23 protein-coding genes are annotated in these 24473 nt (G+C 70.4%); 15 read left to right on the top strand and 8 right to left on the bottom strand.

Going from position 1 to position 24473, the window contains the following annotated elements; genetic code table 11:
* Nucleotides 1-17: 17 nt before the first annotated feature.
* The 5 genes from OH804_RS23870 (at nt 18) to OH804_RS23890 (ending at nt 4884) form a co-directional block, all read left to right on the top strand.
* The gene (locus OH804_RS23870) at nt 18-212 is read left to right on the top strand and encodes an acyl-CoA carboxylase subunit epsilon (protein ID WP_406059620.1); all 195 of its coding nucleotides are present in this window, start codon (nt 18-20) and stop codon (nt 210-212) included.
* A gap of 92 nt (nt 213-304) precedes the next feature.
* A complete protein-coding gene (locus OH804_RS23875) occupies nt 305-763 on the top strand; it encodes a hypothetical protein (protein ID WP_124823398.1) in 459 nt (152 codons plus the stop codon).
* Nucleotides 764-2168: 1405 nt separating this feature from the next.
* Nucleotides 2169-3305, top strand: a complete 1137-nt coding sequence (gene mycP / locus OH804_RS23880) for a type VII secretion-associated serine protease mycosin (protein ID WP_406059622.1) — start codon at nt 2169-2171, stop codon at nt 3303-3305.
* A 260-nt stretch (nt 3306-3565) separates the two neighbouring features.
* A complete protein-coding gene (locus OH804_RS23885; protein WP_406059624.1) occupies nt 3566-4234 on the top strand; it encodes a Maf family protein in 669 nt (222 codons plus the stop codon).
* On the top strand, nt 4231-4884 hold the full coding sequence (locus tag OH804_RS23890; RefSeq protein WP_406059626.1) for an O-methyltransferase: 654 nt from the start codon (nt 4231-4233) through the stop codon (nt 4882-4884). Before OH804_RS23885 ends, OH804_RS23890 begins: the two co-directional genes overlap by 4 nt.
* Before the next feature lie 72 nt (nt 4885-4956).
* On the opposite strand, the gene OH804_RS23895 is transcribed toward OH804_RS23890, so the two are convergent.
* From OH804_RS23895 to OH804_RS23905, 3 genes are all read right to left on the bottom strand, one after another.
* The gene (locus OH804_RS23895; RefSeq protein WP_091394415.1) at nt 4957-5712 is read right to left on the bottom strand and encodes an ABC transporter permease; all 756 of its coding nucleotides are present in this window, start codon (nt 5710-5712) and stop codon (nt 4957-4959) included.
* Nucleotides 5713-5730: 18 nt separating this feature from the next.
* The gene (locus OH804_RS23900) at nt 5731-6690 is read right to left on the bottom strand and encodes an ATP-binding cassette domain-containing protein (RefSeq protein WP_112601935.1); all 960 of its coding nucleotides are present in this window, start codon (nt 6688-6690) and stop codon (nt 5731-5733) included.
* 121 nt (nt 6691-6811) lie between these two features.
* Nucleotides 6812-7423 (bottom strand): PadR family transcriptional regulator, encoded by a 612-nt coding sequence (locus OH804_RS23905; RefSeq protein ID WP_406066650.1) that lies wholly within the window; start codon nt 7421-7423, stop codon nt 6812-6814.
* Between the two features lie 150 nt (nt 7424-7573).
* On the opposite strand from OH804_RS23905, the gene OH804_RS23910 reads away from it, so the two are divergent.
* The gene (locus OH804_RS23910) at nt 7574-9322 is read left to right on the top strand and encodes a biotin carboxylase N-terminal domain-containing protein (RefSeq protein WP_196921037.1); all 1749 of its coding nucleotides are present in this window, start codon (nt 7574-7576) and stop codon (nt 9320-9322) included.
* 16 nt (nt 9323-9338) lie between these two features.
* Here the strand turns inward: OH804_RS23910 and OH804_RS23915 are convergent, their stop codons facing one another.
* A complete protein-coding gene (locus OH804_RS23915; RefSeq protein ID WP_406059629.1) occupies nt 9339-10232 on the bottom strand; it encodes a LysR family transcriptional regulator ArgP in 894 nt (297 codons plus the stop codon).
* 70 nt (nt 10233-10302) lie between these two features.
* Between OH804_RS23915 and OH804_RS23920 the strand changes: the two genes are divergently transcribed.
* Both OH804_RS23920 and OH804_RS23925 read left to right on the top strand, forming a co-directional pair.
* Nucleotides 10303-10899 (top strand): LysE/ArgO family amino acid transporter, encoded by a 597-nt coding sequence (locus OH804_RS23920; protein WP_406059631.1) that lies wholly within the window; start codon nt 10303-10305, stop codon nt 10897-10899.
* 160 nt (nt 10900-11059) lie between these two features.
* Complete coding sequence (locus OH804_RS23925) at nt 11060-12499, top strand: GuaB1 family IMP dehydrogenase-related protein (protein WP_196921034.1); 1440 nt, start codon at nt 11060-11062, stop codon at nt 12497-12499.
* A 164-nt stretch (nt 12500-12663) separates the two neighbouring features.
* On the opposite strand, the gene OH804_RS23930 is transcribed toward OH804_RS23925, so the two are convergent.
* On the bottom strand, nt 12664-13224 hold the full coding sequence (locus OH804_RS23930; RefSeq protein ID WP_406059633.1) for a TetR/AcrR family transcriptional regulator: 561 nt from the start codon (nt 13222-13224) through the stop codon (nt 12664-12666).
* 82 nt (nt 13225-13306) lie between these two features.
* Between OH804_RS23930 and OH804_RS23935 the strand changes: the two genes are divergently transcribed.
* Genes OH804_RS23935 through OH804_RS23950 form a run of 4 tightly spaced genes read left to right on the top strand, consistent with a single transcriptional unit; the run spans nt 13307 to nt 18090 of the window.
* Nucleotides 13307-13753, top strand: coding sequence for a DoxX family membrane protein (locus tag OH804_RS23935; protein ID WP_406059635.1), 447 nt, complete (start codon nt 13307-13309; stop codon nt 13751-13753).
* Between the two features lie 25 nt (nt 13754-13778).
* Nucleotides 13779-14261: a MarR family winged helix-turn-helix transcriptional regulator gene (locus tag OH804_RS23940; RefSeq protein WP_091394443.1), complete on the top strand. Its 483-nt coding sequence runs from the start codon at nt 13779-13781 to the stop codon at nt 14259-14261.
* Nucleotides 14255-15988 (top strand): ABC transporter ATP-binding protein, encoded by a 1734-nt coding sequence (locus tag OH804_RS23945; protein WP_406059637.1) that lies wholly within the window; start codon nt 14255-14257, stop codon nt 15986-15988. Before OH804_RS23940 ends, OH804_RS23945 begins: the two co-directional genes overlap by 7 nt.
* Nucleotides 15985-18090, top strand: a complete 2106-nt coding sequence (locus OH804_RS23950; protein WP_406059639.1) for an ABC transporter ATP-binding protein — start codon at nt 15985-15987, stop codon at nt 18088-18090. The genes OH804_RS23945 and OH804_RS23950 overlap by 4 nt, the downstream gene beginning before the upstream one ends.
* A gap of 39 nt (nt 18091-18129) precedes the next feature.
* Here the strand turns inward: OH804_RS23950 and thrS are convergent, their stop codons facing one another.
* Complete coding sequence (thrS, locus tag OH804_RS23955) at nt 18130-19347, bottom strand: threonine--tRNA ligase (protein WP_406059641.1); 1218 nt, start codon at nt 19345-19347, stop codon at nt 18130-18132.
* 508 nt (nt 19348-19855) lie between these two features.
* Here thrS and OH804_RS23960 point away from each other — a divergent pair.
* Nucleotides 19856-20479 carry a DedA family protein gene (locus tag OH804_RS23960; RefSeq protein WP_406059643.1) on the top strand — a complete coding sequence of 208 codons (624 nt, stop codon included), beginning with the start codon at nt 19856-19858 and terminating at the stop codon, nt 20477-20479.
* A 184-nt stretch (nt 20480-20663) separates the two neighbouring features.
* Nucleotides 20664-21314, top strand: a complete 651-nt coding sequence (locus tag OH804_RS23965; protein ID WP_406059645.1) for a DUF998 domain-containing protein — start codon at nt 20664-20666, stop codon at nt 21312-21314.
* Nucleotides 21315-21396: 82 nt separating this feature from the next.
* Here OH804_RS23965 and OH804_RS23970 read toward each other — a convergent pair whose 3' ends face one another.
* The gene (locus OH804_RS23970) at nt 21397-22800 is read right to left on the bottom strand and encodes an NAD(P)H-quinone dehydrogenase (RefSeq protein WP_112588199.1); all 1404 of its coding nucleotides are present in this window, start codon (nt 22798-22800) and stop codon (nt 21397-21399) included.
* 106 nt (nt 22801-22906) lie between these two features.
* Between OH804_RS23970 and OH804_RS23975 the strand changes: the two genes are divergently transcribed.
* Nucleotides 22907-23362: a gamma-glutamylcyclotransferase gene (locus OH804_RS23975; protein ID WP_406059648.1), complete on the top strand. Its 456-nt coding sequence runs from the start codon at nt 22907-22909 to the stop codon at nt 23360-23362.
* Nucleotides 23363-23437: 75 nt separating this feature from the next.
* Here the strand turns inward: OH804_RS23975 and OH804_RS23980 are convergent, their stop codons facing one another.
* The gene (locus OH804_RS23980) at nt 23438-24397 is read right to left on the bottom strand and encodes a GNAT family N-acetyltransferase (protein WP_406059650.1); all 960 of its coding nucleotides are present in this window, start codon (nt 24395-24397) and stop codon (nt 23438-23440) included.
* Between the last annotated feature and the right edge of the window lie 76 nt (nt 24398-24473).

Consider the following 24473-nt stretch of genomic DNA (forward strand, 5'->3'; position numbering starts at 1 on the left):
CCGCGTACCCTGGCGGCATGTCTGCCGAAGAGCCGCTGTTCCGGGTCGTCCGCGGCGTGCCCACCGCCGAGGAGTTGGCCGCTCTGGTGGGGGCGATCATCGTCCGGACCCGCCCGGCCACCGCGTCCGCCCCGGCGACCGCGTCCGCCTGGGCGCGCAGCGGCCGGCCGGGCAGCTCCCGTGGGTGGCGCGCCGCCGGCCTGCCCCGCTGACCCGAGACCCACCACGCACGGGGGCTGCCAGGGTGGCGTTGAGCCGTTAACCTCACTCAGGGAAACGGTGCCGCTACGGGTAGGGAGGATCCATGATCCCCGAAGAGGACCGGCCAGCACCCTGGCTACGCGGTTACGGCGGCATCGAAGCCGACATCAGCCAGCTCAGAGAGTTCGCCGACCGGCTCGCCGCCGAGGTCGAGAGCAACTACGCGCCGCACCTGTCGTACATCGCGGAAGACATGTCCGCGAAGCTGCCCAACCCCTGCGACGCCTTCATCGAGTTGGTCACCTTCCTGCACGCCCACCACGAGACGCAGCAGGCCACCGCCGACATGGTGTACGCCGTCCGAGGCGCCACCGGCCACCTCGCCGCCGCCGCCGATCAGGTCGCCACCCACTACGCCGACAGTGACGCCTTCACCGCCGCCCGGGTGGTGGACGTGCAACGAGCCCTCGCCAACCCGGCCAGCGTCCTCCCCGGCGGCCCGACGCCGACACTGACCGACCCGACCAGCCCCGACGCCCAAGGGCCGGTGGTGCTGCCGTGATCGAACGGGGCACCGGCCGCACCTCCGGCCTCACCGACTGGCACCTCATGGACGTCAACAGCATGTGGGCCTGCCTCCAGGACCACGACACCGCCAACCACTGGAAACAGGTCGCCGGCTGGCGCAAGGTCTGCGACCTGGCGCAAACCCACCTCGGCCGCCTCCAGCAGTACCGACGCGGACTCGCCGAGGCATGGCCGCCCGAAACCAGCGCCGCCTCCCGCACGTACCTCGCCGAACTCGACGAACTCATCGACAAGGTCCAACGCACCCACGACGCCGCCGCCGCGAACTACACCGCGCTCTCCGCCGCAACCCAGGCCATCGGCACCACCCGCGCCGCGCTCCGCAAAATCTACGAGGAGTACGCGACCAAGTTCCAACAGAAGCAGGCGTACGAGTCGATGGCCGCCGACCCGAAAGCGGTGATGGGCAACCGGGCAACCCAGCCGCCTGTTGCTGATGGCGAACTGGAACGGCTGAACGTGCAGGCCCGGTCGATGATGTTCAGCCTGAGCGGCGAACTTCAACAAGCTCAAGCAACCCTCCAAAAACCACCCGTGGCGCCTAAGGCAAACCCCGGAATCGATCAGAGCGCAGCGGATGTTTACGGCGGAACTTCCGCTGCGCCTGTGATTCCTCCAATAATAGCGGCACCTCTCCCAAAATCCCCTACAACCCGCCCGAGGGCTTCCGCAGGTCAAGGCTGGCCAATAACAAACCCTGGCGTCGGCCCAGTTCTTGGCGGCACAGGTAACGTAATCGCTCCTGGCTCCACAACCCCGGTCCCGCCAATCGGAGCTACGCCGCCAGCAGTTTCCGGTTCAACACCTGGAGTCGGGGTGCCACCCCTACCGCCTCCGAATTCCGCACGTGGCGATGCTTCTGCGGCATCGCGTTTGCGGCCCCACTCTGCCAACCCCCCAGCCAGCGCCACAGGCTCTGCGGGCAAACCTGCGGCGCAACCGCGTCCGATGCCTCCTGGCGGCCTAATCGGCGGAGTGCCTGCGACAGGCTTCGGCTCACCCGCAGCCGGCGCCGGTGCACCCCGCCGCATCAATCCGGTGGGCGGCGTAATAGGTGGTGGCAGCGCCGGGACAGGACCCACTGGCGGCGCAGGCTCTCGCCCTGGAGGCGGCCGAGGCTTGAACGCGCTTCAGGGAACCACCCCCTTCGGTCTTGGCTCCAGCATCGGTCACAGCGCCGGCCAAAACCCCAGTGGCGGGGTACCCCCGCGGCCCGGCTTTCGGATAGATCCAGACTCGGAAAGGCGCCGGCGGGATCCTGACAATCCCTGGACGACAGACGAAGGCGTCGCCCCAATCGTTCGACCACCGAATGACGAAGGCCCCATCGACCCCGGCCCGGCTATTGGCATAGACCGTTGACCCTACGGGCCTCAGGAGTGCTGTTAGCCATTCTCAGCCTCACATTCACATTGCTTCCAGTCCCGGCGGCAGCTCAGAAAAGTCCTGCACCGAAAGATGTCGAGCGGATACGCAAGGATCAGTGGCACCTGGGCTATCTAAAGGCCAAGGAAGCTCAACGGTTAAGCAAAGGCAGGGGCGTAATTGTGGCCGTCCCAGACACCGGCGTCACACCGCACCCCGATCTTCGCGACAATCTCCTAACTGGCGCCGACATCGTCCTCCCTGAGGGCGGCGACGGCTGGCAGGACGAAAACAGCCATGGCACCGGAATGGCGGGGCTAATCGCTGCCCACGGACACCCTGGAAATCTCGGCGCCCTTGGCATCGCTCCAGAGGCCAAAATCCTACCAATCCGAACCAGCCGAACTGATCAAGATGGCGACAGCGACAACCTTGCGGCCGGGATCGATCTTGCTGTCGCCAAAGGCGCTTCGGTTATCAGCATCTCTTCGGTCGCAGGACCAAATAGTCGCCTCAAACGCGCCGTCGAGATGGCAATGCAAGCGAATGTCGTTGTGGTTGCAGGGGTAGGCAATAGACCTCGGGATGAATATGTCAGCTTTCCGGCCGCCTATCCGGGCGTAGTCACTGTAGGCGGCATAGACAAGAACGGGAGTCACGCCAGCTTTTCGGTATCTGGGCCGGAGATTGACGTGGTTGCGCCCGCCGTCGACATCTACAGCACGAGCATCGACGGCAAGTACCGCAAAGGCACCGGAACCTCTGACGCGACGGCGATCGTGGCGGGGGCTGCCGCGTTGATCAGGTCCAAGTACCCGTATCTGCCGGCCCGGGAGGTGGCGCACCGGCTCACGGCTACCGCCGTCGACAAAGGCCCTCCCGGGCGTGACGACGAGTACGGGTATGGAGTGATCGATCTTGTGGCGGCGCTGACGGCGGACGTACCGCCGCTGGGGTTTGAATCGGTGAGCGCTCCGGCCGGTACTGGCTCGACCACGGCGGTTGGTGCTCAGCCGGGTGATGGGAGCGATGGTGCGACAGCGCGCGGCCTGGCCACCCTTGGGGTGATCGTGGCTGCCGGGGTCGGGTGGGCGGTGATAGCGCGACGACGTCGGCGTGGTGATGATCCGCCGCCCAGGATCAGTCGCTGATCGACGAACGAGCGGGAGTCCGGGACGGCGGGACAGCCCGACATTGCCGACACTGCGCCGACCCTCGCGCTGGGCGAGGGCCGTTACGCGGTGATCCACTCGCCTTTCAGGAAAACGCGGTGTCCGGGGCGAGGGGATACCGCGGTTTCCTGCAAGGCGAGTGGATCAAGAACGCCAAGAACGCCGAGGACGCCATGGGGCATGCGAGGGCTGGGCGGGGTGTCGGACTTGGTGAGGGGTTGGGCGGTAACGTCGGGCTCGTGTCTGAGACCTTGCCGCTTCGCCTCGTGCTCGCTTCGGCGAGCCCTGCCCGTCGTAAGTTGCTCCAGGCTGCTGGCGTCGAGCCGGAGGTGCTGGTCAGCGGGGTGGATGAGTCCCTCGTGGTGACCGAGCGGGCCGAGGAGTTGTGTCTGGAGTTGGCTCGCCTGAAGGCGCAGGCGGTGTTGACCCGGCTGAACCCGGCCGCCGACCAGCGGACGTTGGTGATCGGCTGCGACTCGGTGCTCGCTTTCGAGGGGGACATCCTCGGCAAGCCGGCGGATGCGGCCGACGCGACCCGGCGGTGGCAGCGGATGCGGGGGCGCAGCGGCGTCCTGCACAGCGGGCACTGTCTGGTCGACGTTGCCGCGGGGCGGCGCGCGGAGGCGGTCGCCTCGACCACCGTCCACTTCGCTGACATCAGTGACGACGAGATCGCCGCGTACGTGGCCACTGGTGAGCCGCTGGCGGTGGCCGGCGCGTTCACGATCGACGGGCTGGGCGGGCCGTTCGTGGAGCGGATCGAGGGTGACCCGGGGACGGTGGTCGGATTGTCGATGCCACTGCTGCGTCGCCTCCTCGCCGAGCTGGATCTGCGGATCACCGACCTGTGGACGAAGGTCGCGCCGGGCGGCCAATCCGTCGAGCCCCTCGGTAACGTCCGGTCATGACCACCAAGTCGATCCCGCTCACCAACGAGCTGCACGCCTATCTGGTCGCACACGGCTCGCCGCCGGACGAGATCATCCGGGACCTGGCCGAGGAGACCCGGTCGGTGCTGCCGGAGCACGCCACCATGCAGGTGGCTCCGGAGCAGGCCGCGTTCCTGACGTTCCTCACCCGGCTGCTCGGCGTGCGGCAGGCCGTCGAGGTCGGCACGTTCACCGGGCTCTCGTCGCTGGCGATCGCCCGCGGGTTGACGGAGGGTGGGCGACTGACCTGCTTCGACATCTCCGAGGAGTTCACCGGCATCGCCCGGCGCTACTGGGAGCGCGCCGGCGTGCAGGATTCGATCGACCTGCGCATCGGCCCGGCCGCGGACGGGCTGCGGGAGTTGCCGCACGAACGGCACCTGGACTTCGCGTTCATCGACGCGGACAAGACCGGCTACCCGATCTACTGGGCCGAGTTGGTGCCCCGGATGCGTCCGGGTGGGGTGATCGCCGTCGACAACGTGTTGCGGGGCGGGCGGGTGATCGCCCCGCAGGACGCCAATGACCGCGCCATCGCCGCGTTCAACGACGAGGTCCTCGCCGACGTACGGGTGGACCCGGTGATGCTCCCGATCGCGGACGGCCTCACCCTCGCCCGGGTCCGCTGACCGTCGGCAACCGCCGAACACGGATGTTGGGGTGCCCCCTACCAGGGGACACCCCAATATCAAACGCCAGCGTCAGCGGACGCTGCGGGCGAACTGGCGAGCGGCCCAGTAGACGCCCAGCGCGGCGAGGACCGCGGTGATGCTCAGGCCCTGCCAGACCTTGTCGCTGCCCAGGTCACCGGCGAACAGTGCCCGGGTGCCGTCGACCGCCCAGGAGAACGGGTTCCAGTTGGCGATGCCCTGCAACCAGCCGGGCGCGAAGGTCAGCGGCAGCAGGATGCCGGAGAGCAGCAGCACCGGCTGCGCCACGGTGTTCATCAGCGGGGCCAGCGCGTCCTCGCTCTTGACCTTGAGGGCGACGCCGTAGGAGACGGCCGAGGTCATGAGGGCGATCAGGGCGAGCATCAGGTACGCCAGAAGCAGGTCCCCGATGAACACCCGCAGGTCGAAGATGAGCGCCAGCAGCGTGATGATGACCGCCTGCACCATGAGCGAGACCACGTCGCGCAGGGAGCGGCCGAGCAGCAGGGCGAGCCGGCTGATCGGGGTGACCCGGGAGCGTTCGATGACGCCGGCTCGCAGCTCGGCGATCAGGCCGAAGCCCTGGAACAGGCCACCGAAGATGGCCAGCAGCACCAGCAGACCCGGCACGAAGATCTTGTAGGCGGCGGCCTGGGTGGGCGCGTTCAGTGCGGGTTTGAGCAGCGGGGCGAAGAGCAGCAGGTACATGACCGGCTGGAACACGCCGACGAAGACCCAGACCGGGTTGCGCAGCAGGAGTTGGGTCTGGCGCTGGAAGATCAGCCACGTGTCACGGGCGAATTTCATGAGAGTCGTCTCCGGTGGTCAGGACTCGCGCAGCGAGCGGCCGGTCTTGGTGAGGAAGACGTCGTCCAGGCTGGGCCGGTGCAGCTCGATCGAGCGCAGCTCCAGCCCGGCGTGGTCGAGTCGGCGCAGCACCTGCGGGATGGCGGTGGCGCCCTCGTCGACGTAGAGGCGCAGGCCGCCCTCGTCGACCGTCTCCAGCTTGTTGACGTACGGCTCGCCGTCGAGCGTCTGGGCGGCCTGTGGGGTGGCGGCCAGGTCGAGACCGACAAGCACCACGTCGCCGGAGATCTCGCGCTTGAGCTCGGTTGGGGTGCCCTCGGCCACCACCTCGCCGTTGTCCATGATCGCGATGCGGTCGCAGAGCGCGTCGGCCTCGTCCAGGTAGTGCGTGGTGATGAAGACGGTCATCCCGTCGGCGCGTAGCCGCCGGATCTCGTCCCACATGTGGGCGCGGCTCTGCGGGTCGAGGCCGGTGGTCGGCTCGTCCAGGAAGACGATCTTCGGCTCGTGGATGATGCCGAGGGCGATCTCCACCCGGCGACGCTGGCCGCCGGAGTAGGTCTTGCACTTGCGGTCGGCGTACTCGGTGAGCTGGAAGGCGTCCAGCGCGCGAGCGGCGCGCCTCTGCGCGTCGGCCTTGCTGATGCCGTACATCCGGGCGTGCAGCACCAGCTCTTCGCGGGCGGTGGACTCGTCCCAGGTGCTGCCGCCCTGCGGGACGTACCCGATGCGGCGGCGCACCTCGGCCGGGTCCTTGCGCAGGTCGGCGCCCGCGATGGTGGCCTCGCCGCCGTCCGGCTCGATCAGCGTGGCGAGCATCCGCAGCGTGGTGGTCTTGCCGGCGCCGTTCGGGCCGAGGAAGCCGAAGATCTCGCCCTTGGCAACGTCAAGGTCGACGCCCCGCACGGCGTCCACCGTCTTCGTCTCTCGACCCGCGCGGGAGCGGAACGACTTCCGCAGCCCCCTGGTCTCGATCATTTCTGCTCCTGGTCGTTCGGGCCGGTCGGGCCGGCCGTCGAGTGGGACGACGCCGGACGGCGCACTCCCCCGCTGTGCCGCCAGCAGGCTAACGCGATATAGCTTTTTTAGTCAACGTTGATTATTCCGCGTCGTTGCCGGACGGCTCCACCCCGTCCCTCCACCCCGACCAACCCTGCGCTTCATCCAGCTCAGCAGGCAGGTACGACACTCCGGAATCGATCCGTTCGGCGATCCGCTCGCACCAGGTCATCTCCGCCTCCGCCCGCGCCGACCACAGCTCGAACATCCAGCCCACGTGCGCCGGCTTGCGGTTGCGCACCCAGTCCGACTCCAGCGAGGCGCGCATCGACTCGACGCCGGCGCGCAGCAGGTTGGCCCGGTTGCGCAGGGCGGCGGCCGCCTCGGCGCGCGGCATGGCCGGCAGGAAGGAGAACGCCGCCACGAACGGGTCGGCGGGCTCGGTGATGGTCCACCAGGAGTTGCGCAGCAGCGTCTCGAACTCGTCCTCACCCTTGACCGTCACCTCGTACGTGGTGCGCGCCGGACGGGCACCCACCTGCTCGGTCGCGACGGCGCGGAGCAGCCCTTCCTCGGTGAGCTTGCGCAGGGCGTGATAGATCGATCCGGGTTGTATGTTCGCCCACTTGTCGGCGCTCCAGCTCAGCAGCTCGCGGCGCACGTCGTAGCCGTGCACGGGCTGCATCCACCGCACCAGACCGAGAATCATCATCCGAGTCGAAGACACCCGACAAGCGTAATAGCCAAGTTTGACTAAACCGTGGTGGGTGCAGTGCGGCATCCCACACTGAGCGATCGTTAGGGCCGCCGTGGGTGGCCGATACACTCCCCGTCAGTAACCTGCCCGGGAGGAGCCACGAAGGTGCGCAAGGTACTCATCGCCAACCGCGGCGAGATCGCCGTCCGGGTGATCCGCGCGTGCCGCGACGCCGGCCTGGGCAGCGTCGCCGTGTACGCGGACTCCGACCGCGACGCCCTGCACGCCACCCTCGCGGACGAGGCGTACGCGCTCGGCGGGGACAGCGCGACCGAGACCTACCTGCGCATCGACAAGCTGCTCGACGTCGCCGCCCGGGCCGGCGCCGACGCCGTACACCCGGGTTATGGCTTCCTCAGTGAGAACGCCGACTTCGCCCAGGCCGTCACCGACGCCGGGCTGACCTGGATCGGCCCCACCCCGCAGGCGATCCGCGACCTGGGCGACAAGGTCACCGCCCGGCACATCGCCCAGCGGGCCGGCGCGCCGCTGGTCCCCGGCACCCCGGACCCGGTGGCCAGCCCGGACGAGGTGATGGCGTTCGCCGTCGACCACGGCCTGCCGGTCGCCATCAAGGCCGCCTTCGGTGGCGGTGGGCGCGGCCTCAAGGTCGCCCGCACCATGGAGGAGATCCCCCAGCTGTTCGAGTCGGCCACCCGGGAGGCGGTCGCGGCCTTCGGTCGGGGCGAGTGCTTCGTCGAGCGGTACCTCGACAAGCCCCGGCACGTCGAGGCTCAGGTCCTCGCCGACCAGCACGGCAACGTGATCGTGGTGGGCACCCGGGACTGCTCGTTGCAGCGACGCCACCAGAAGCTCGTCGAGGAGGCACCCGCGCCGTTCCTCACCGACGCCCAACGCGCGCAGATCCACGAGAGCGCCAAGGCGATCTGCCGCGAGGCCGGCTACCACGGCGCCGGCACCGTGGAGTACCTGGTCGGCATGGACGGCACCATCTCCTTCCTGGAGGTCAACACCCGGCTTCAGGTCGAGCACCCGGTCACCGAGGAGACCGCCGGCATCGACCTGGTCCGGGAGCAGTTCCGGATCGCGGACGGCGAGAAGCTGCGGATCACCGAGGACCCGACGCCGCGCGGGCACGCGATCGAGTTCCGGATCAACGGTGAGGACCCGGGCCGCAACTTCCTGCCCGCCCCGGGCACTGTCACCGCGCTGCGCCTGCCCAACGGGCCGGGTGTGCGGGTCGACACCGGCATCTCGGCCGGCGACGTGATCGGCGGCAACTTCGACTCGCTGCTCGCCAAGGTGATCATCACGGGTGAGACGCGCACCGAGGCGCTGGAGCGCGCCCGCCGCGCGCTGGACGAGATGGTCCTCGACGGGATGGCCACCGCGCTGCCGTTCCACCGGCTCGTGGTGCGGGACGAGGCGTTCACCGCCGAGCCGTTCACAGTGCACACCCGGTGGATCGAGACCGACTTCCACAACACAGTGCCGCCGTTCACCGCCGCCGCCGGCACCGCCGAGGCGCCGGCCGAACGCGACACCGTCGTGGTCGAGGTGGGCGGCAAGCGCCTCGAGGTCAGCCTCCCCGCCGGCTTCGGCGGGAGTACGACCACCGCGGCACCCGCCTCCCGTAAGCCGACCCGGCGCGGCGGCGCCAAGGCCGGCACCCCGGTCAGCGGTGACGCGCTCACCTCACCGATGCAGGGCACCATCGTCAAGATCGCAGTGGCGGACGGCGACACAGTGGCCGAGGGTGACCTGGTCGTGGTGTTGGAGGCGATGAAGATGGAGCAGCCGCTGCACGCGCACAAGGCGGGCACGGTCAGCGGTCTCAGCGCCGAGGTCGGCGCCGTCATCACCGCCGGCGCTCCCATCTGCACCATCGCCTGACCCGCCCGGCGGGCGGTCAGCGCAATGTCTCGCTGGCGACCGCTCGGACGGCGGCGGTCAGGGAGCTCAACACGTCCGACTCCAGCCGCCAGTGCTGCCAGTACAACGGGACGTCGAGGTGTCGGCCCGGTGCGAGGTCGACACAGCGGCCGGCGGTCAGGTCGGCCCGGGCGATCTGTTCCGGCACCAGACTCCAGCCCAACCCGAGCCGGATCGCCTCGCTCAACGCCGGCACCGACGGTACGTAGTGCACCGGCGGGTCGAGCGACCGACCGGCCACCGCCCGGATGAACCGGTGTTGCACCCGGTCCTTCCGGTCAAAGACGAGGAGCGGGGTGCTCACCAGCGCGGCTGCGGTGAGTCCTCCGGCGAAGTGGGATGCCGCGAATTCCGGGGTGGCCAGCGCGCAGTAGCGCATGGCCCCGAGCCGCAGCACCCGGCAGCCCTGCACTGCCTCCCGCTGTGCGGTCACCGCCGCCGTCACCGAACCGTCGCGGAGCAGCTCGGCGGTGTGATCCTGATCGTCCTGCCGCAGGTCGAACGAGAGCCCGGCCCGCTGCGGCAACCGGGCCAGCGCGGCGGGGAACCAGGTGGCCAGCGAGTCCGCGTTGACCACCACGGCGACCCGGGTGCGGCCACCGCCGGCCAGCGGGCCGCGGGCGTCGGCCAGCGCCTCCCGTTCGAGCAGCGTGAGCTGGCCGGCCAGGCGCAGCAGCGGGCGGCCGGCGTCGGTCGCCACGCACGGACGGGCCCGGCGGACCAGCACCTGGCCGACGGTCTCCTCCAGCGCCTTGATCCGTTGGCTGACCGCCGACGGCGTGACGTGCAGCAGCCGGGCCGCCGCGTCGAAGCTGCCCTCCGCCACCACCGCCGCGAGCGTCCGCAGCTGCGCCGAGTCGAGACCGTCCATTAGCTCAGCTTAAGTTACGTCAAAATCTTTAGTTGGACTGGTGACTGTCGGCAGCCCTAGCGTCGAGCCCGTGCTCACCTCCGCCGTCGCCGGCTTCTCGATCTCCATCGCGCTCATCGTCGCCATCGGCGCCCAGAACGCCTTCGTCCTGCGCCAGGGCCTGCGACGCGAACACGTCGTACCAGTGGTGCTGACCTGCGCCGCGTCGGACGCGCTGCTGATCATGGCGGGGGTGGCCGGGGTCGGTTCGCTGGTGACCGGCCGACCGGGCCTCCTGACGGCGATCCGCTGGGGCGGCGCTGCCTTCCTGCTCTGCTACGCGGCGCTCGCCGCCCGCCGCGCCCTGCGTCCCGGCGCCCTGCTCCCCACCGACCGGCCGCCGGCCACGCTGGGGGCGACCCTGCTCGCCTGCGCCGCCTTCACCTACCTGAACCCCCACGTCTACCTGGACACCGTGCTGCTCCTCGGCGGCGTGGCCCAACAACACCCACACCGGTGGGTCTTCGGCGCCGGCGCCGTCCTGGCCAGTGTGGTGTGGTTCACCGCGCTCGGCGTCGGCGCGCAGCGCCTCGCGCCGCTGCTCGCCCGCGCCGGGGCCTGGCGGGTGCTGGACGCGGTCATCGCCGTCGTGATGGCCGGGCTCGCCGTGGCACTCCTGCTGGGCTGACCGGTTCGCGCCCAGGCGGGCTCGCCGTGGCACTCCTGCTGGGCTGACCGGTTCGCCCGGCGGGCACCGACGACGCCGCCGGGACCGGGACCGACGGCGGTGCGAGTGTTTTCCGCGACCACCGGCGGTGGAATCGACCGCGAGCGGGAATGATTGCCGGGTGCAGTTCCTTCACGGCGCGGCTCCCGCGCACGACCTGACCTATACCGACGTGTTCATGGCGCCGGGCCGCTCCGATCTGGGCTCCCGGCTCGACGTCGACCTCTCCACCGGCGACGGCACCGGCACCACCATTCCGTTGGTGGTGTCGAACATGACAGCGGTCGCCGGACGGCGGATGGCGGAGACGGTCGCTCGCCGGGGTGCCATCGCGGTGATCCCGCAGGACATTCCGATCGAGGTGGTGGCGAACGTCGTCGCCTGGGTCAAGCAGCGCCACCTGGTCTACGACACGCCGATCACGCTCGGCCCGACCGAGACCGTGGGCGACGCCATCCACCTGTTGCCCAAGCGCTCGCACGGTGCGGTGATCGTGGTCGACGACGCCGGCCGGCCGATGGGTGTGGTCACCGAGGCGGACACCGCGGGCGTGGACCGGTTCGCTCAGCTGCGGCACGTGATGTCCACCGAGCTGCACACCGTCCCGGCGGACGCGGACCCGCGTACCGGGTTCGACCTGCTCTCGGCAGGCCGTCGCCGGCTCGCCCCGGTGGTGGACGCCGAGGGCCGGCTGGTAGGGGTGCTGACCAGGCAGGGCGCGCTGCGGGCGACCCTCTACACGCCGGCCGTGGACGATCGGGGCCGGCTCCGGATCGCGGCGGCCGTGGGGATCAACGGTGACGTGACAGGCAAGGCCGCTGCGCTGCTGGAGGCGGGGGTGGACACGTTGGTCGTGGACACCGCGCACGGCCACCAGGCACGGATGATCTCCGCACTCCAGGCGGTCCGCAAGCTGGACCCGGGGGTGCCGGTGGCGGCCGGCAACGTGGTCACCGCCGAGGGCGTACGCGACCTGGTGGAGGCGGGGGCGGACATCATCAAGGTCGGCGTCGGCCCCGGCGCGATGTGCACCACCCGGATGATGACCGGAGTGGGTCGACCGCAGTTCTCCGCCGTACTCGACTGCGCGGCCGCCGCCCGCCAACTGGGCCGGCACGTGTGGGCCGACGGCGGAGTGCGGCACCCCCGGGACGTGGCGCTCGCGCTCGCCGCCGGCGCGTCGAACGTGATGGTCGGCTCCTGGTTCGCCGGCACCTACGAGTCCCCCGGTGACCTCTACACCGACGCGGACGGCCGGCGGTACAAGGAAAGCTTCGGGATGGCCTCGGCTCGGGCGGTCAGCGCCCGGACCGCCGACGACAGCCCGTACGACAGGGCCCGCAAGGCGGTGTTCGAGGAGGGCATCTCCTCGGCCCGGATGCACCTGGACCCGGCCCGCCCCGGTGTCGAGGACCTGATCGACGAGATCATCGCGGGGGTCCGCAGCGCCTTCACCTACGCCGGCGCACGGAATCTGACCCAGTTCCACGAGCGGGCGATCGTCGGCGTGCAGAGCGCCGCCGGCTTCACCGAAGGAATGCCCCTCCCCACCAGCTGGTAACCCACCCACCCACCGTCCCGGCCCCGACGCGCCCCGTCCCCGCCCCGACGCGTCGATCATGGAGTTGTGGTGCCTCACAAAAGGTGCAGTGGTGGGTGAACCGCCCACCACCATTCCATGATCGACGCCAGGGGGAGGGTCGGGGGCGGGAAGGGCTGGAGGGGTTAGGTGGCCAGCCGGCGCAGGACGGCGCGGGCTGCCTCTCGGGGGTTGTCGCCCACTCGGTCGGGTAGTGCGCCGGCCAGCCAGAGGGTGGCGAAGCCGTGCGCGATCGACCAGGCCGCGAGCGCGTCCCGGTCGGTGTCGGCGGGCGCGCCGCCGGTGGGTAGCGCCGCAACCCCGGAGCGGAGTGCGGCGCCGGCCCGACCCCGGGCGGCGTTCAGCTCGCCGTCGTCGGCCCGGTAGAGCTCCGGCCGGAACATCACCTCGAAGTACGCCCGACGGGTGACCGCGAAGTCGACGTACGCGACGCCGGCCTCCAACAGGTCGTCATCCGCTTCGGTCAACGTCTGGGCCAGCAGGTCGAAGCCCTGCGCGGCGAGCGCGGTGAGCAGGCCCGCCTTGTCGCCGAAGTGGTGTGCGGGCGCGGCGTGCGAGACACCGGCCCGGCGGGCCAGGTCGCGCAGGCTCAGCGCGGCGGGCCCGACCTCCTCGATGGCCTCCAGCGCGGCGGCGAGCAGGGTGCGGCGCAGGTCGCCGTGGTGGTAGGCGCGCGTGTCGGTCATGCCCGAATCCTATCTTGCCATTGACAAGATGCACCTCCGACGCGCAATCTTGTCACTGGCAAGTTTCCCCGAGGAGGATTCGATGGCACCCTTGATCGCCCTGATCGTCGGCACCGCCCTGGCCCGACTCGCCGGCCTGGCCGGCTTCTCCGCACTGGACGGCTGGAACCCCGCGCTGCGCGTCGGGCTGGCAGTGATGTTCACGCTGACCGCCGTCGCGCACTTCGCCGGCCAGCGCCGCGCCGACCTGATCGCAATGGTTCCGCCCCGACTGCCCCGGCCGGATCTGCTGGTCACCGCCACCGGCGTGCTGGAGCTGGTCGGCGCGGTGGGCCTCCTCGTGCCGGCGACCGCCCGGGTCGCGGCGGCCGGGCTCGGCCTGCTCATGCTCGCCATGTTCCCGGCCAACGTCTCGGCCGCCCGCCGGAAGCTGACCCTCGCCGGACATCCGGTGACCCCGCTGGCCCAGCGAACGATTCTGCAGATCGTGTTCGTGGCCACCGCTGCGGCAATTTCGTTTGGCCCCTGACTATCAGGGAGCTAATCTACCTGGCGTGGAACTCGTGACCCTCCAGGACGTGCCGCTCGGCCGGCTCCTGGTGGTGGCCGGGCACCTCGTGGGGCAACGGTGGAACCGTTACCTCGCCGAGGAGCACGGCCTCACCCAGGCCGGCATGATCACCCTGATGACGCTCGCCCGCCACGGCGAGCTACCCCACCGGGCGGTCGCCGAGAAGGGGTTCGTCCGGCCGGCGACCCTGACCGGCATCGTCGACACGCTCGAGCGCGACGGTCTGGTCGAGCGGCAGCGCGACGACAACGACCGACGCAGCATCCGACTCGCCATCACCCCCGCCGGGCGGGAGAGGGTGGCCGCGCTCGGCGCGCTCATGCACTCCGGACGGCCCCTCACCTCGGTCGACGCCGACCCGGCGAAGGCCCAGGTGATCCGGGAGTTCCTGCTTGAGGTCATCGGCAGCGGAGACGACCCGCGGATGACCGGACGCCCTACCGAAACGAAGGACCCGGCGTGCTGATCCGACTCCTGCGCGGCCAACTGCGCACCTATCAGAGACCGTTGCTGGCGGTCGTGCTGCTCCAGTTCGTGGGCACCATGGCCTCGCTCTACCTGCCCAGCCTCAACGCGGACATCATCGACCAGGGCGTGGCCCGGGGCGACACCGACTACATCGTGCGCACCGGCGGCTGGATGCTGCTGGTCAGCCTCATCCAGATCGTCTGTTCGATCGCCGCCGTCTATCTGGGCGCCCGGGTCGCGATGGGCTTCGGTCGCGACGTACGTGCCGAACTGTTCGGGCACGTCAACCGCTTCTCCGCCCGCGAGGTGGCCCGGTTCGGAGCACCGTCGCTGATCACCCGCAACACCAACGACGTGCAGCAGGTGCAGATGCTCGTGCTGATGAGCTGCACGATGCTGGTCGCCGCACCGATCATGAGCGTCGGCGGCGTGTTCATGGCACTGCGCGAGGACGTCGGGCTGTCCTGGCTGATGCTGGTCAGCGTGCCGGTGCTGGCCATCGCGCTCGGCGCGATCATCCGTCGGATGGTGCCGGGCTTCCGGCTGATGCAGACCCGCATCGACACTGTCAACCGGGTGCTGCGGGAGCAGATCACCGGCATCCGGGTGGTCCGCGCGTTCGTCCGCGAGCCGTACGAGACGGACCGCTTCGCCGTCGCCAACGCCGACCTGACCGCCACCGCGCTGCGTACCGGTCGGTTGCTGGCGTTGATCTTCCCGGTGGTCATGCTGGTGCTGAACGTCTCCAGCGTGGCGGTGCTCTGGTTCGGCGCGCAGCGGGTGGACGCCGGCGCGATCCAGGTCGGCGCGCTCACCGCGTTCCTCCAGTACCTGATGCAGATCCTGATGGCGGTCATGATGGCCACCTTCATGTTGATGATGGTGCCGAGGGCGGCGGTCTGCGCCGAGCGGATCGTCGAGGTGCTGGACACCGACTCCTCGGTGGTTCCGGCCGCCGCGCCGGTCACCGAACTGCCCACCCGAGCCGAGTTGGAGCTGCGCGGAGTGCGCTTCCAGTACCCGGGCGCGGTGGAGCCGGTGCTGCGCGACATCTCCTTCCGGGCGACCCCGGGTACCACCACGGCGATCATCGGCAGCACCGGCGCGGGCAAGACGACGCTGCTGTCGCTGATTCCCCGCCTGGTCGACGTCACCGGCGGCGCGGTGCTTGTCGACGGGGTGGACGTGCGGGAGTTGGCGCCGGACGAGCTGTGGCGACGCATCGGCCTGGTGCCGCAACGGCCATACCTGTTCACCGGGACGGTCGCCAGCAACCTGCGCTACGGCAACCCGGACGCCACCGACGAGGAACTGTGGACAGCGCTGGAGATCGCTCAGGCCCGCGACTTCGTGGCCCAGATGCCCGGCGGGCTGAACGCCCCGATCGCACAGGGCGGCACCACCGTCTCCGGTGGGCAGCGGCAGCGCCTGGCCATCGCCCGCGCCCTGGTCCGGCAGCCGGAGATCTACCTCTTCGACGACTCGTTCTCCGCCCTCGACCTGGGCACCGACGCGCGGCTGAGAGCGGCACTGCGGCCGGTCACCGCGCAGTCCGCGGTGGTCATCGTGGCCCAACGGGTCTCCACGATCATCGACGCCGACCAGATCATCGTTCTTGAAAACGGAGGGGTCGTCGGAGTGGGACGACATGCGGAGCTGTTGGACACCTGCCCGACGTACGCCGAGATCGTGGCCTCGCAGCAGACCACGGAGGTGGCGGCATGAGCGAGCGTGACGAGCCGCGCACCGCGGCCGTACCCAGTCAGAAGCCGGCCGGCGACGGACGGACACCGGATGACACAGCGCAGCAACCCGGCGGGGAAGCCGCGCCGGAGACCGGCGGTGGCGCGGCGACGCCGAAGCGGCTGCCGCCCGGCCGTCAGGGCGGCGGCCCGGGATGGATGAGCGCCGGGATGCCCGCCGAGAAGTCGATGAACTTCGGGCCCTCGGCCCGGCGGCTACTCGGCCGGCTGCGCTCGCACCGACTGCACCTGGCCGCGATCATCACCCTCGCGGTGGTGAGCGTCGGGTTCAGCGTGGCCGGGCCGAAGATCCTCGGCCACGCCACCGACCTGATCTTCAGCGGGGTGATCGGTCGGCAACTGCCCGCCGGCACCACCGCCGAACAGGCCGTCGCGGCGGCCCGGGCCAGCGGCAACGACAGCTTCGCCGACATGCTGGCCCGGATGGACGTGGTGCCCGGGGTGGGCATCGACTTCAGCGCCCTGAGTCGGGTGCTGCTGCTGGCGCTCGGGCTCTACCTGGCGGCGAGCCTGCTGTCCTGGTGGCAGGGCTGGCTGCTCAACGGCGTGGTCCAGCGCACAGTGCTGCGGCTGCGCGCCGAGGTGGAGGAGAAGCTCAACCGGCTGCCGCTGCCCTACTTCGACAGGCAACCGCGCGGTGAGCTGCTCAGCCGGGTCACCAACGACATCGACAACATCTCCACAAGCCTCCAGCAGACCCTCAGCCAGCTGCTCACCTCGCTGCTGACAGTCGTCGGCGTGCTGGCCGTGATGTTCTGGATCTCGCCGGTGCTGGCCCTGGTGGCCCTGGTCGCGGTGCCGTTGTCGGTGCTGGTCACCCAGCGCATCGCCAAGCGCTCACAGAAGCAGTTCATCGCCCAGTGGACACACACGGGCGAGTTGAACGGCCAGATCGAGGAGGCGTACACCGGTCACGAGCTGGTGAAGGTCTTCGGCCGGCAGCGTGAGGTCGAGGCCGCCTTCCACGCGAAGAACGAGGAGTTGTTCCGGGCCAGCTTCGGGGCGCAGTTCATCTCCGGAATCATCATGCCGTCGATGATGTTCATCGGAAACCTGAGCTACGTGGCGATCGCCGTGGTCGGTGGGCTGCGGGTCGCCTCCGGCACGATGAGCCTCGGTGACGTGCAGGCGTTCATCCAGTACTCCCGCCAGTTCACCCAGCCGCTCACCCAACTCGCCTCGATGGCGAACCTCCTCCAGTCCGGGGTGGCCTCGGCCGAGCGGGTCTTCGCGGTGCTCGACGCGGACGAGCAGACCCCCGACCCGGTCGCGCCGGCCCGGGTCACCGACCCACACGGTCGGGTCGAGTTCGAGCACGTCTCGTTCCGCTACGAGCCGGACAAGCCCCTGATCGACGACCTGTCGCTGGTAGCCGAGCCCGGGCACACGGTGGCCATCGTCGGCCCGACCGGCGCCGGCAAGACCACGCTGGTCAACCTGGTGATGCGGTTCTACGAGCTGGACGCCGGCCGGATCACGCTCGACGGGGTGGACATCACCACGATGCGCCGCGACGACCTGCGCGGCCGGATCGGCATGGTGCTCCAGGACACCTGGCTTTTCGGCGGCACCATCCGGGACAACATCGCCTACGGGCGGCCGGACGCCACCGAGGAGGAGATCCTCGCCGCGGCCCAGGCCACCTTCGTGGACCGGTTCGTGCGCAGCCTGCCGGACGGCTACGACACGGTCATCGACGAGGAGGGCAGCAACGTCAGCGCCGGTGAGAAGCAGCTCATCACCATCGCGCGCGCGTTCCTCGCCGAGCCGTCGCTGCTGATCCTCGACGAGGCCACCAGTTCGGTGGACACCCGCACCGAGGTACTGCTGCAACGGGCGATGGCCGCGCTGCGCTCGGACCGGACCAGCTTCGTCATCGCCCACCGGCTCTCCACCATCCGCGACGCCGACCTGATCCTCATGATGGAGAACGGTCGGATCGTCGAGCAGGGCACCCACGAGCAGTTGCTCGCCGCCCAGGGCGCGTACCACCGGCTCTACCGCTCACAGTTCACCGGAGCGGTGGTCGACGAGGAACCGGCCGCCCAACCGGCGTCGGTCTGAGGTCGGGCGGCCGTGCGCGCGAGACGATCGGTGGGCGGGTCAGTCCGACGGCAACAGGTCGGTCGCCCGGGCGGCGACCTGCCCGCCGATCAGGGCGAGCGCGGCGTCGGCGGGCATCGGGGCCAGGGCGCGGCCGCCGCGCAGACGCAGCGCGAGGCGCCCGTCGGCCACCTCCCGGGCACCCAACACCCCGAGGTACGGGACGCGGCGGTGGGCCGCGTCCCGGACCCGGGCGCCCAGCGAGCCGGCGGCGTCCACCTCCACCCGCAGGCCGGCGTCGCCCGCCCGCCGGGCCAGGTCGGCCGCCGCGTCGGCCTGGCCGTCGTCGACAGGCAGCAGCACCAACTGGACGGGCGCGTACCAGGCCGGGAACGCCCCCTCGTGCACCTCGATGAGGTACGCGAACAGCCGCTCCATGCTGCCGACCAGGCTGCGGTGCACCATCACCGGGCGACGCCGGCTGCCGTCCGAGTCGGTGTACGACAGGTCGAACCGTTCCGGCTTGTCGAAGTCCAGTTGGATGGTGGAGATGGTCGACTCCCGGCCGGCGGCGTCAACGATCTGAATGTCGATCTTCGGGCCGTAGAAGGCGGCCTCCCCCGGCGCCTCGACGTACTCCACCCCGGCCAGCGCCTCCCGGAGCAACTGCTCGGCGGCGGCCCACTGGGCGTCGTCGCCCACGTACTTTTCGCCCGGCCCGCGCAGCGACAGCCGGAACCCGGCCGGCCGGACGCCGAGCGCGGCGTGCGCTTCACGGATCAGCCGGAGGATCTCGACGACCTCCGCGCCGACCTGCTCGGGCGCGCAGAAGGTGTGCGCGTCGTTGAGCGAGATGGCGCGGACCCGGGACAGCCCGCCGAGCACGCCCGAGCGCTCCGAGCGGTACATCCCGCCCAGCTCGGCGATGCGCAACGGCAACTCCCGGTAGGAACGGCCCCGCGCCCGGAAGACCAACGCGTGGTGCGGGCAGAGCGCCGGCCGGAGCACGAACTCGTCGTCCGCGCTCAGCCGCATCGGCGGGAACATGTCGTCGGCGAAGTAACCGAGATGGCCGGAGAGTTCGAAGAGTTCCCGCTTACCCAGCGGCGGCGAGTAGACGTGCTGGTGGCCGGAGCGGCGCTCCAACTCCCTGACGTACTCCTCGACGGCGTGCCGGGCGGCGGCACCGGCCGGCAGCCAGATCGGCAGGCCGGCACCGGCCAGCGGGTCGGAGACGAAGAGGTCCAGCTCACGGCCGAGCCTACGGTGGTCGATCATGTCGGGCTCCTGGATCGGGTACGACCCGGAGGCGACCTCAGCTCCGAACGGCGCGCTGCCCTCGGGGGCGGATCGCCCCGGGGCCTGGTCGACTGTGGTTACGTCAGAGCGGCGCGCCGGGGACACCCGGCGTCGTGGTCATCACTACCGCGCTGCGCATACGGCGACCGTACCCGCGCGACGACCGGGAATGCACCCGGATTTGCGGCGGAGGGGTGGGCCGCCGGCGCGGGACCCGCCGGCGGCCCTGGCGGCCGAATCGTCAGGAACGGGGGACCCGACGGGCGTGGCCGCGCCGACAACGGTACGCCGCCGAACGCCGTTCTGCCGCCCGCCTCAGACGGGTGGAACCTCCTCCGAACCCGTCACCTGGCAACGATCGGCCTCGTTGTAGCTGGGTGGCCCAGTCGTGTCGACGGTCACGACGGGCCGGGGCCGTCCACCGTGACGCCGGACACGACGTCAGGCTCAAGACACCCAATCGGCCGCATCCGGCGAGGTGGCAGGCGTGCCCGAACTTCTGACTGACGTCGCGTCGCCGACGTGGGCGTACCTGGTGCTGCTCGCTCTGCTGATCGCGGACGCCTTCGTACCGGTGATCCCCACCCAGATCGTCATGATCACCAGTGGTGCGCTCACCGTCTACGGCGGGCTCAGCCTGCCGGTCACCATCGCCGTCGGCGCGCTCGGCGTATTCGCCGGCGACCTGGCCTGTTACCTGCTGGGACGCAGCGCGCCGGACCGACGGCCACCCAAGCACGCCGAGTTGAGCCGCGCCCGCAGGGTGGCCAGCCGGGTCACCCAGGGGCTGCGACAACCCGGGCCGCTGGTCATCCTGCTCTGCCGATTCGTGCCCGGCGGCCGGATGGCGGCCTGCTTCTCGGCCGGGCGTAGCCGCTACCCGTACCGACTGTTCGTGCTCTACGAGGCCGTCGCCGCGCTGGGCTGGGCCACCTACGGCGCGCTGGTCGGGCACCTGGGCGGCACCGCACTGACCGAGTCGGCCTGGCGGCTGGCCATCATCGCCACCGCCGCGGCGGCCGGCTTCGCCGCGGCCGGGTGGGCGATGACAGTGGTCAGCGCCCGCCACGCCCGCGCCACCGCCGCCGCAGTCGACGTCCCCATCGACTGAGTGTCGCCCCCACCTTCGCGATCTTGCACTTACTGTCCCGGCAATTGGGGCATGCCGCGCATACGAACGACCGAACGTGCAAGATCGCGGCAGGTTGTTGGCACGGCCTCTAGGGGTTGTTGCGGGGGGTAACTCGGTGGCTGTCCCGGATTCGACTGGGGTGTCCGCGGCGACAGGCTGAGGTATGCCTGTTACCCGGAGTACCGGCCTGCTGGCCCTGGGCGGGATCGCCCTGGCGGCGCTGCTCACCGTGATCGGCCACCTCGAAGTCAACGACGACCTCAACCCGTGGGCGTTGACCATCAGCGACTTCGCGGTCTCCGACCGGGGCGGCGTCATCGACATCGCCATGGTGGTGCTCGCGCTCGCCACAGTGGCGTTGCTGTACGGACTGCGCCGCGCCAGCCCACCCCGGCCGCGCTCCGGTCGAACGGCCGAGCTGCTGCTCGGCGCATGGGTGGGTGGGCTGCTGCTGGCCGCCGTGGTGCCGACGAACGAGCCGGGCACCGCAATGACCACCGCCGCCTACCTGCACCGGTACGCCTCAGTGATCGCCTTCCTGGCGTTGCCGGCGGCCGGTTGGTTGCTCGCCCGCCGACCCGACCTGACGCCCGCCGCCCGGACGCTACGCGCCCTGGTCCTGCTGAGCCTGGCCCTCGCGGCGGCGATGATCTGGTCCGCCTATCCCGGTGACCGGATGCTCATCGGCCTGGCCGAACGCCTCCTGATCCTCACCGAGGTCGCGGTCCTAGCCACGATAGCGATGATCCAAACCCGACCGTCACCCGTCGATCATGCAGTTGTGGTGCCTCACAAAAAGGGCGTCGCGGCGTAGAACGGCCACCACAACTCCATGATCGACGAGGTCGGGGTGGGGGTGGGGGTGGGGGTGGGGCGGGCGGCACAGGCCGCAGCCGTCACTCCAGCTCGTGCAGCATGAGCTGGCGGGCCGCCTCGGTTATCGAGCCGGAGAGACTCGGGTAGATGGTGATCGTCTGGGCCAGCTCGTTGACGGTGAGGTTGTTCTCCACCGCCATGGTGATGGGCAGGATCAGCTCGCTGGCCTTCGGAGCGACCACCACACCGCCGATGACCTGACCGCTGGCCGGCCGGCAGAACAGCTTCACGAAACCGTCGGAGAGGTCGTCCATCTTGGCCCGGGCGTTGCCGGACAGCGGCAGCATCACCTGCCGGGCCGGCACCTTGCCCGCGTCCACCTCGTCCTGCGAGACACCCACGGTGGCCAGCTCCGGGTCGGTGAAGACGTTCGCCGCGACGGTACGCAGCCGCAGCGGGCGGACCGCCTCGCCGAGCGCGTGCCACATGGCGATCCGGCCCTGCATGGCGGCGACACTGGCCAGCAGCAGCACGCCGGTGCAGTCGCCGGCGGCGTAGATGCCGGGCACGTTGGTCCGGGAGGCCCGGTCGACGGTCAGGTAGCCGCCCCGGCCCAGCTCCACCCCGTACTCGGTCAGGCCCAGGTTCGCGGTATTCGGGATAGAACCGACGGTGATCAGCGCGTGCGAGCCGGTCACCTTGCGGCCATCGGAGAGCTCCACCTCGACGCCGTCGGCGGTACGCCGGACCGCGTCGGCCCGGGAGTTGTTGAGGATCTCCATGCCCCGGTTGCGGAACACCCGCTCGATGGCGGAGGCGGCGTCGGCGTCCTCGTGCGGCATCACCCGGTCCCGGCTGGAGACCAGGGTCACCTCGACCCCCATCGCCAGGTAGGCGCTGGCGAACTCCGCGCCGGTCACACCGGACCCGACCACGATCAGGTGCTCGGGCAGCTCCGGCAGGTCGTACACCTGTCGCCAGGTCAGGATGCGCTCACCGTCCGGTACGGCGGTGGGCAGCTGGCGGGGGGTCGAGCCGGTGGCCACCAGCACGGTGGACGCGTCGATCGAGTACTCCTCGCCGCCGTCGGCGGGGGTGACGACGACCCGGTGGGTGTGCCCGAGAGAGTCCTCGCCGAGCCGGGCGGTACCGGCCACGAAGGTGACCCCCGCCTTCAGCAGCTTGGCGTGGATGTCCGCGGACTGCGCCAGGGCCAACCGCTTGACCCGCCCGTGCACCGCCCGGGCGTCGACGGTGACCGCCTCCAGGCCGTCCGAGTGCACCCCGAACTCCTCGGTGTCGCGGTATCCGGTGACCACCCCGGAGCTGGCGATGAAGGTCTTCGACGGCACGCAGTCGGAGAGCACGCAGGCGCCGCCAGCACCGTCGGCCTCCACCACTGTGACATCGGCGTCCAGCTGGGCGGCGACCAGAGCCGCCTCGTACCCGGCCGGCCCCCCACCGATGATCACGATCCGGCTCACAGCGTTCGCCCTTCGTCCATGCTCACAGTGACTTTCTTCTCCCGAGCGCATTCGACACGCACTGTCGTATTCTCCCCCACCCGTCGGCCGGGCTATCGTCATCGCCGTGCGTCATCACGCCGCCTACGGCTCAAATCTCGACCCTGCCCGGATGCGCGCCTACTGTCCGCATTCGCCGATGGTGGGCACCGGCTGGCTGGAGGGCTGGCGGCTGACCTTCGCCGGGGCGGACGTGATCGGCTGGGAGGGTGCGGTGAGCACCCTTGTCGAATCCCCCGGTGACCGGGTCTTCGTGGCGCTCTACGACATCCACCCGTACGACGCGGGCCAGCTCGACGAACTCGAGGGGGTGACTGCCGGCACGTACCGCAAGCTGCACGTGCGGGTCTCCACCCTCGACGGCGACGTGACCGCGTGGATCTACGTCTTCAACGGCTACGAGGGTGGCCTGCCGACCTCGTGGTACCTGTCGGAGATCGCGAGCGCCGCCGAGAAGGCGGGCGCCCCGGACGACTACGTCACCGAACTGCGGGCCCGCCCCACCGGCACCGCGTCGGCGTAGCAGCGCGTATCGCACGCCCCCAGTCTGCTACCGCCGTCGACCGGAGCGTCGGTCGGGGAGGACCGGGGTCGTCAATCACACACCGGCCGCCGGAACGGCAAGTTCGTACATGTCGGTCCACTGGGTCTCCCGCAGGCCCACCGCCCGGTAGAGCGACAGCGGGGCGGTCGGGTTGGTGAGGTCGACGCCCAGGCCGGCCGCCCGCCGACCCTTCTCGGCGTAGCGGGCGAAGGCGCGGCGCAGCAGCGCCGCACCCACCCCCCGACGCCGGTACGCGGACAGCACCGACAGGCTCTTCACCCAGCCGGACTGCTGGTCGAGCGCCTGATCCGAGGACTGCAACGCGCCGACCGTCACCCCGTCCACCTCGGCGACGAACCACTCGTCCCAGGCGGTCAGGTCGCCGATCCGGGCACGCCACCGCTCGTACGACAGCGGCTCGTGGTCCGGGGTGTCGCCGAAGGCGGCCTCGTAGATCCGGTGGAACTCCACCAGGTCGGCCTCGTCGTCAGGGCGGACCGGCCGCACCGTCACGTCCGACGGCCCGGCCGGCTCGTCGGGCAGGTCGTCCAACGGCCGGCTCATCCGGACGTACCGCTTGACGAGGGCAAACCCGAGCCCGCGCAGGGCGCGTTCCCAGTCACGTTCCGGGGCGAAGACCGCGCAGCGGACGGTGAGCGACGGCAGCCCCCGCTCGGCGGCGCGCTCGGCGACCCGGTCGAGTTGGCGGACCAGCAACGGCGCGCGGACGGCGGCGGCCCGTACCGGATCGACGTAGACCTCCACGAATTCCCGGCCCACACCGGTCGGGTTGTCCACCGTCGCCCAGCCGACAACTGTGTCGTCCGGGTCGATGGCCAGCCAGGAGTCCCGGGTCCTGTCGAAGTGGGGGGCGGTCAGCGACGCCGCGACATCCTCGGCGTCGAAGTCGGGATGGCCGATGGCGAAGGTGTCGGCGGCGTGCACCACCGCGAGGATCGCCGGCACGTCGTCGAGGGTGGGCCGGCGCGTCGTCCAACCAGCGGGAAGGGTCACGGCAGGACATCCTGGCAGCCGATCCGCTCGGCCGCCGCCCATTTTCTGGCCGGCGGGAAGCTCAGCTTTCTGCGGC

Origin of the sequence: Micromonospora sp. NBC_00860, assembly GCF_045207375.1 — a bacterium.
In the GTDB taxonomy this organism is placed as follows: Bacteria; Actinomycetota; Actinomycetes; order Mycobacteriales; family Micromonosporaceae; genus Micromonospora; species Micromonospora vinacea.

What these genes read in the sequence shown, in the direction of transcription:
- OH804_RS23870 (WP_406059620.1), top strand. Translation starts at nt 18, where the DNA reads ATGTCTGCCGAAGAGCCGCTGTTCCGGGTCGTCCGCGGCGTGCCCACC.
- OH804_RS23875 (WP_124823398.1), top strand. Translation starts at nt 305, where the DNA reads ATGATCCCCGAAGAGGACCGGCCAGCACCCTGGCTACGCGGTTACGGC.
- OH804_RS23890 (WP_406059626.1), top strand. Translation starts at nt 4,231, where the DNA reads ATGACCACCAAGTCGATCCCGCTCACCAACGAGCTGCACGCCTATCTG.
- OH804_RS23895 (WP_091394415.1), bottom strand. Translation starts at nt 5,712, where the DNA reads ATGAAATTCGCCCGTGACACGTGGCTGATCTTCCAGCGCCAGACCCAA.
- OH804_RS23900 (WP_112601935.1), bottom strand. Translation starts at nt 6,690, where the DNA reads ATGATCGAGACCAGGGGGCTGCGGAAGTCGTTCCGCTCCCGCGCGGGT.
- OH804_RS23905 (WP_406066650.1), bottom strand. Translation starts at nt 7,423, where the DNA reads ATGATGATTCTCGGTCTGGTGCGGTGGATGCAGCCCGTGCACGGCTAC.
- OH804_RS23915 (WP_406059629.1), bottom strand. Translation starts at nt 10,232, where the DNA reads ATGGACGGTCTCGACTCGGCGCAGCTGCGGACGCTCGCGGCGGTGGTG.
- OH804_RS23930 (WP_406059633.1), bottom strand. Translation starts at nt 13,224, where the DNA reads ATGACCGACACGCGCGCCTACCACCACGGCGACCTGCGCCGCACCCTG.
- OH804_RS23935 (WP_406059635.1), top strand. Translation starts at nt 13,307, where the DNA reads ATGGCACCCTTGATCGCCCTGATCGTCGGCACCGCCCTGGCCCGACTC.
- OH804_RS23950 (WP_406059639.1), top strand. Translation starts at nt 15,985, where the DNA reads ATGAGCGAGCGTGACGAGCCGCGCACCGCGGCCGTACCCAGTCAGAAG.
- thrS (WP_406059641.1), bottom strand. Translation starts at nt 19,347, where the DNA reads ATGATCGACCACCGTAGGCTCGGCCGTGAGCTGGACCTCTTCGTCTCC.
- OH804_RS23965 (WP_406059645.1), top strand. Translation starts at nt 20,664, where the DNA reads ATGCCTGTTACCCGGAGTACCGGCCTGCTGGCCCTGGGCGGGATCGCC.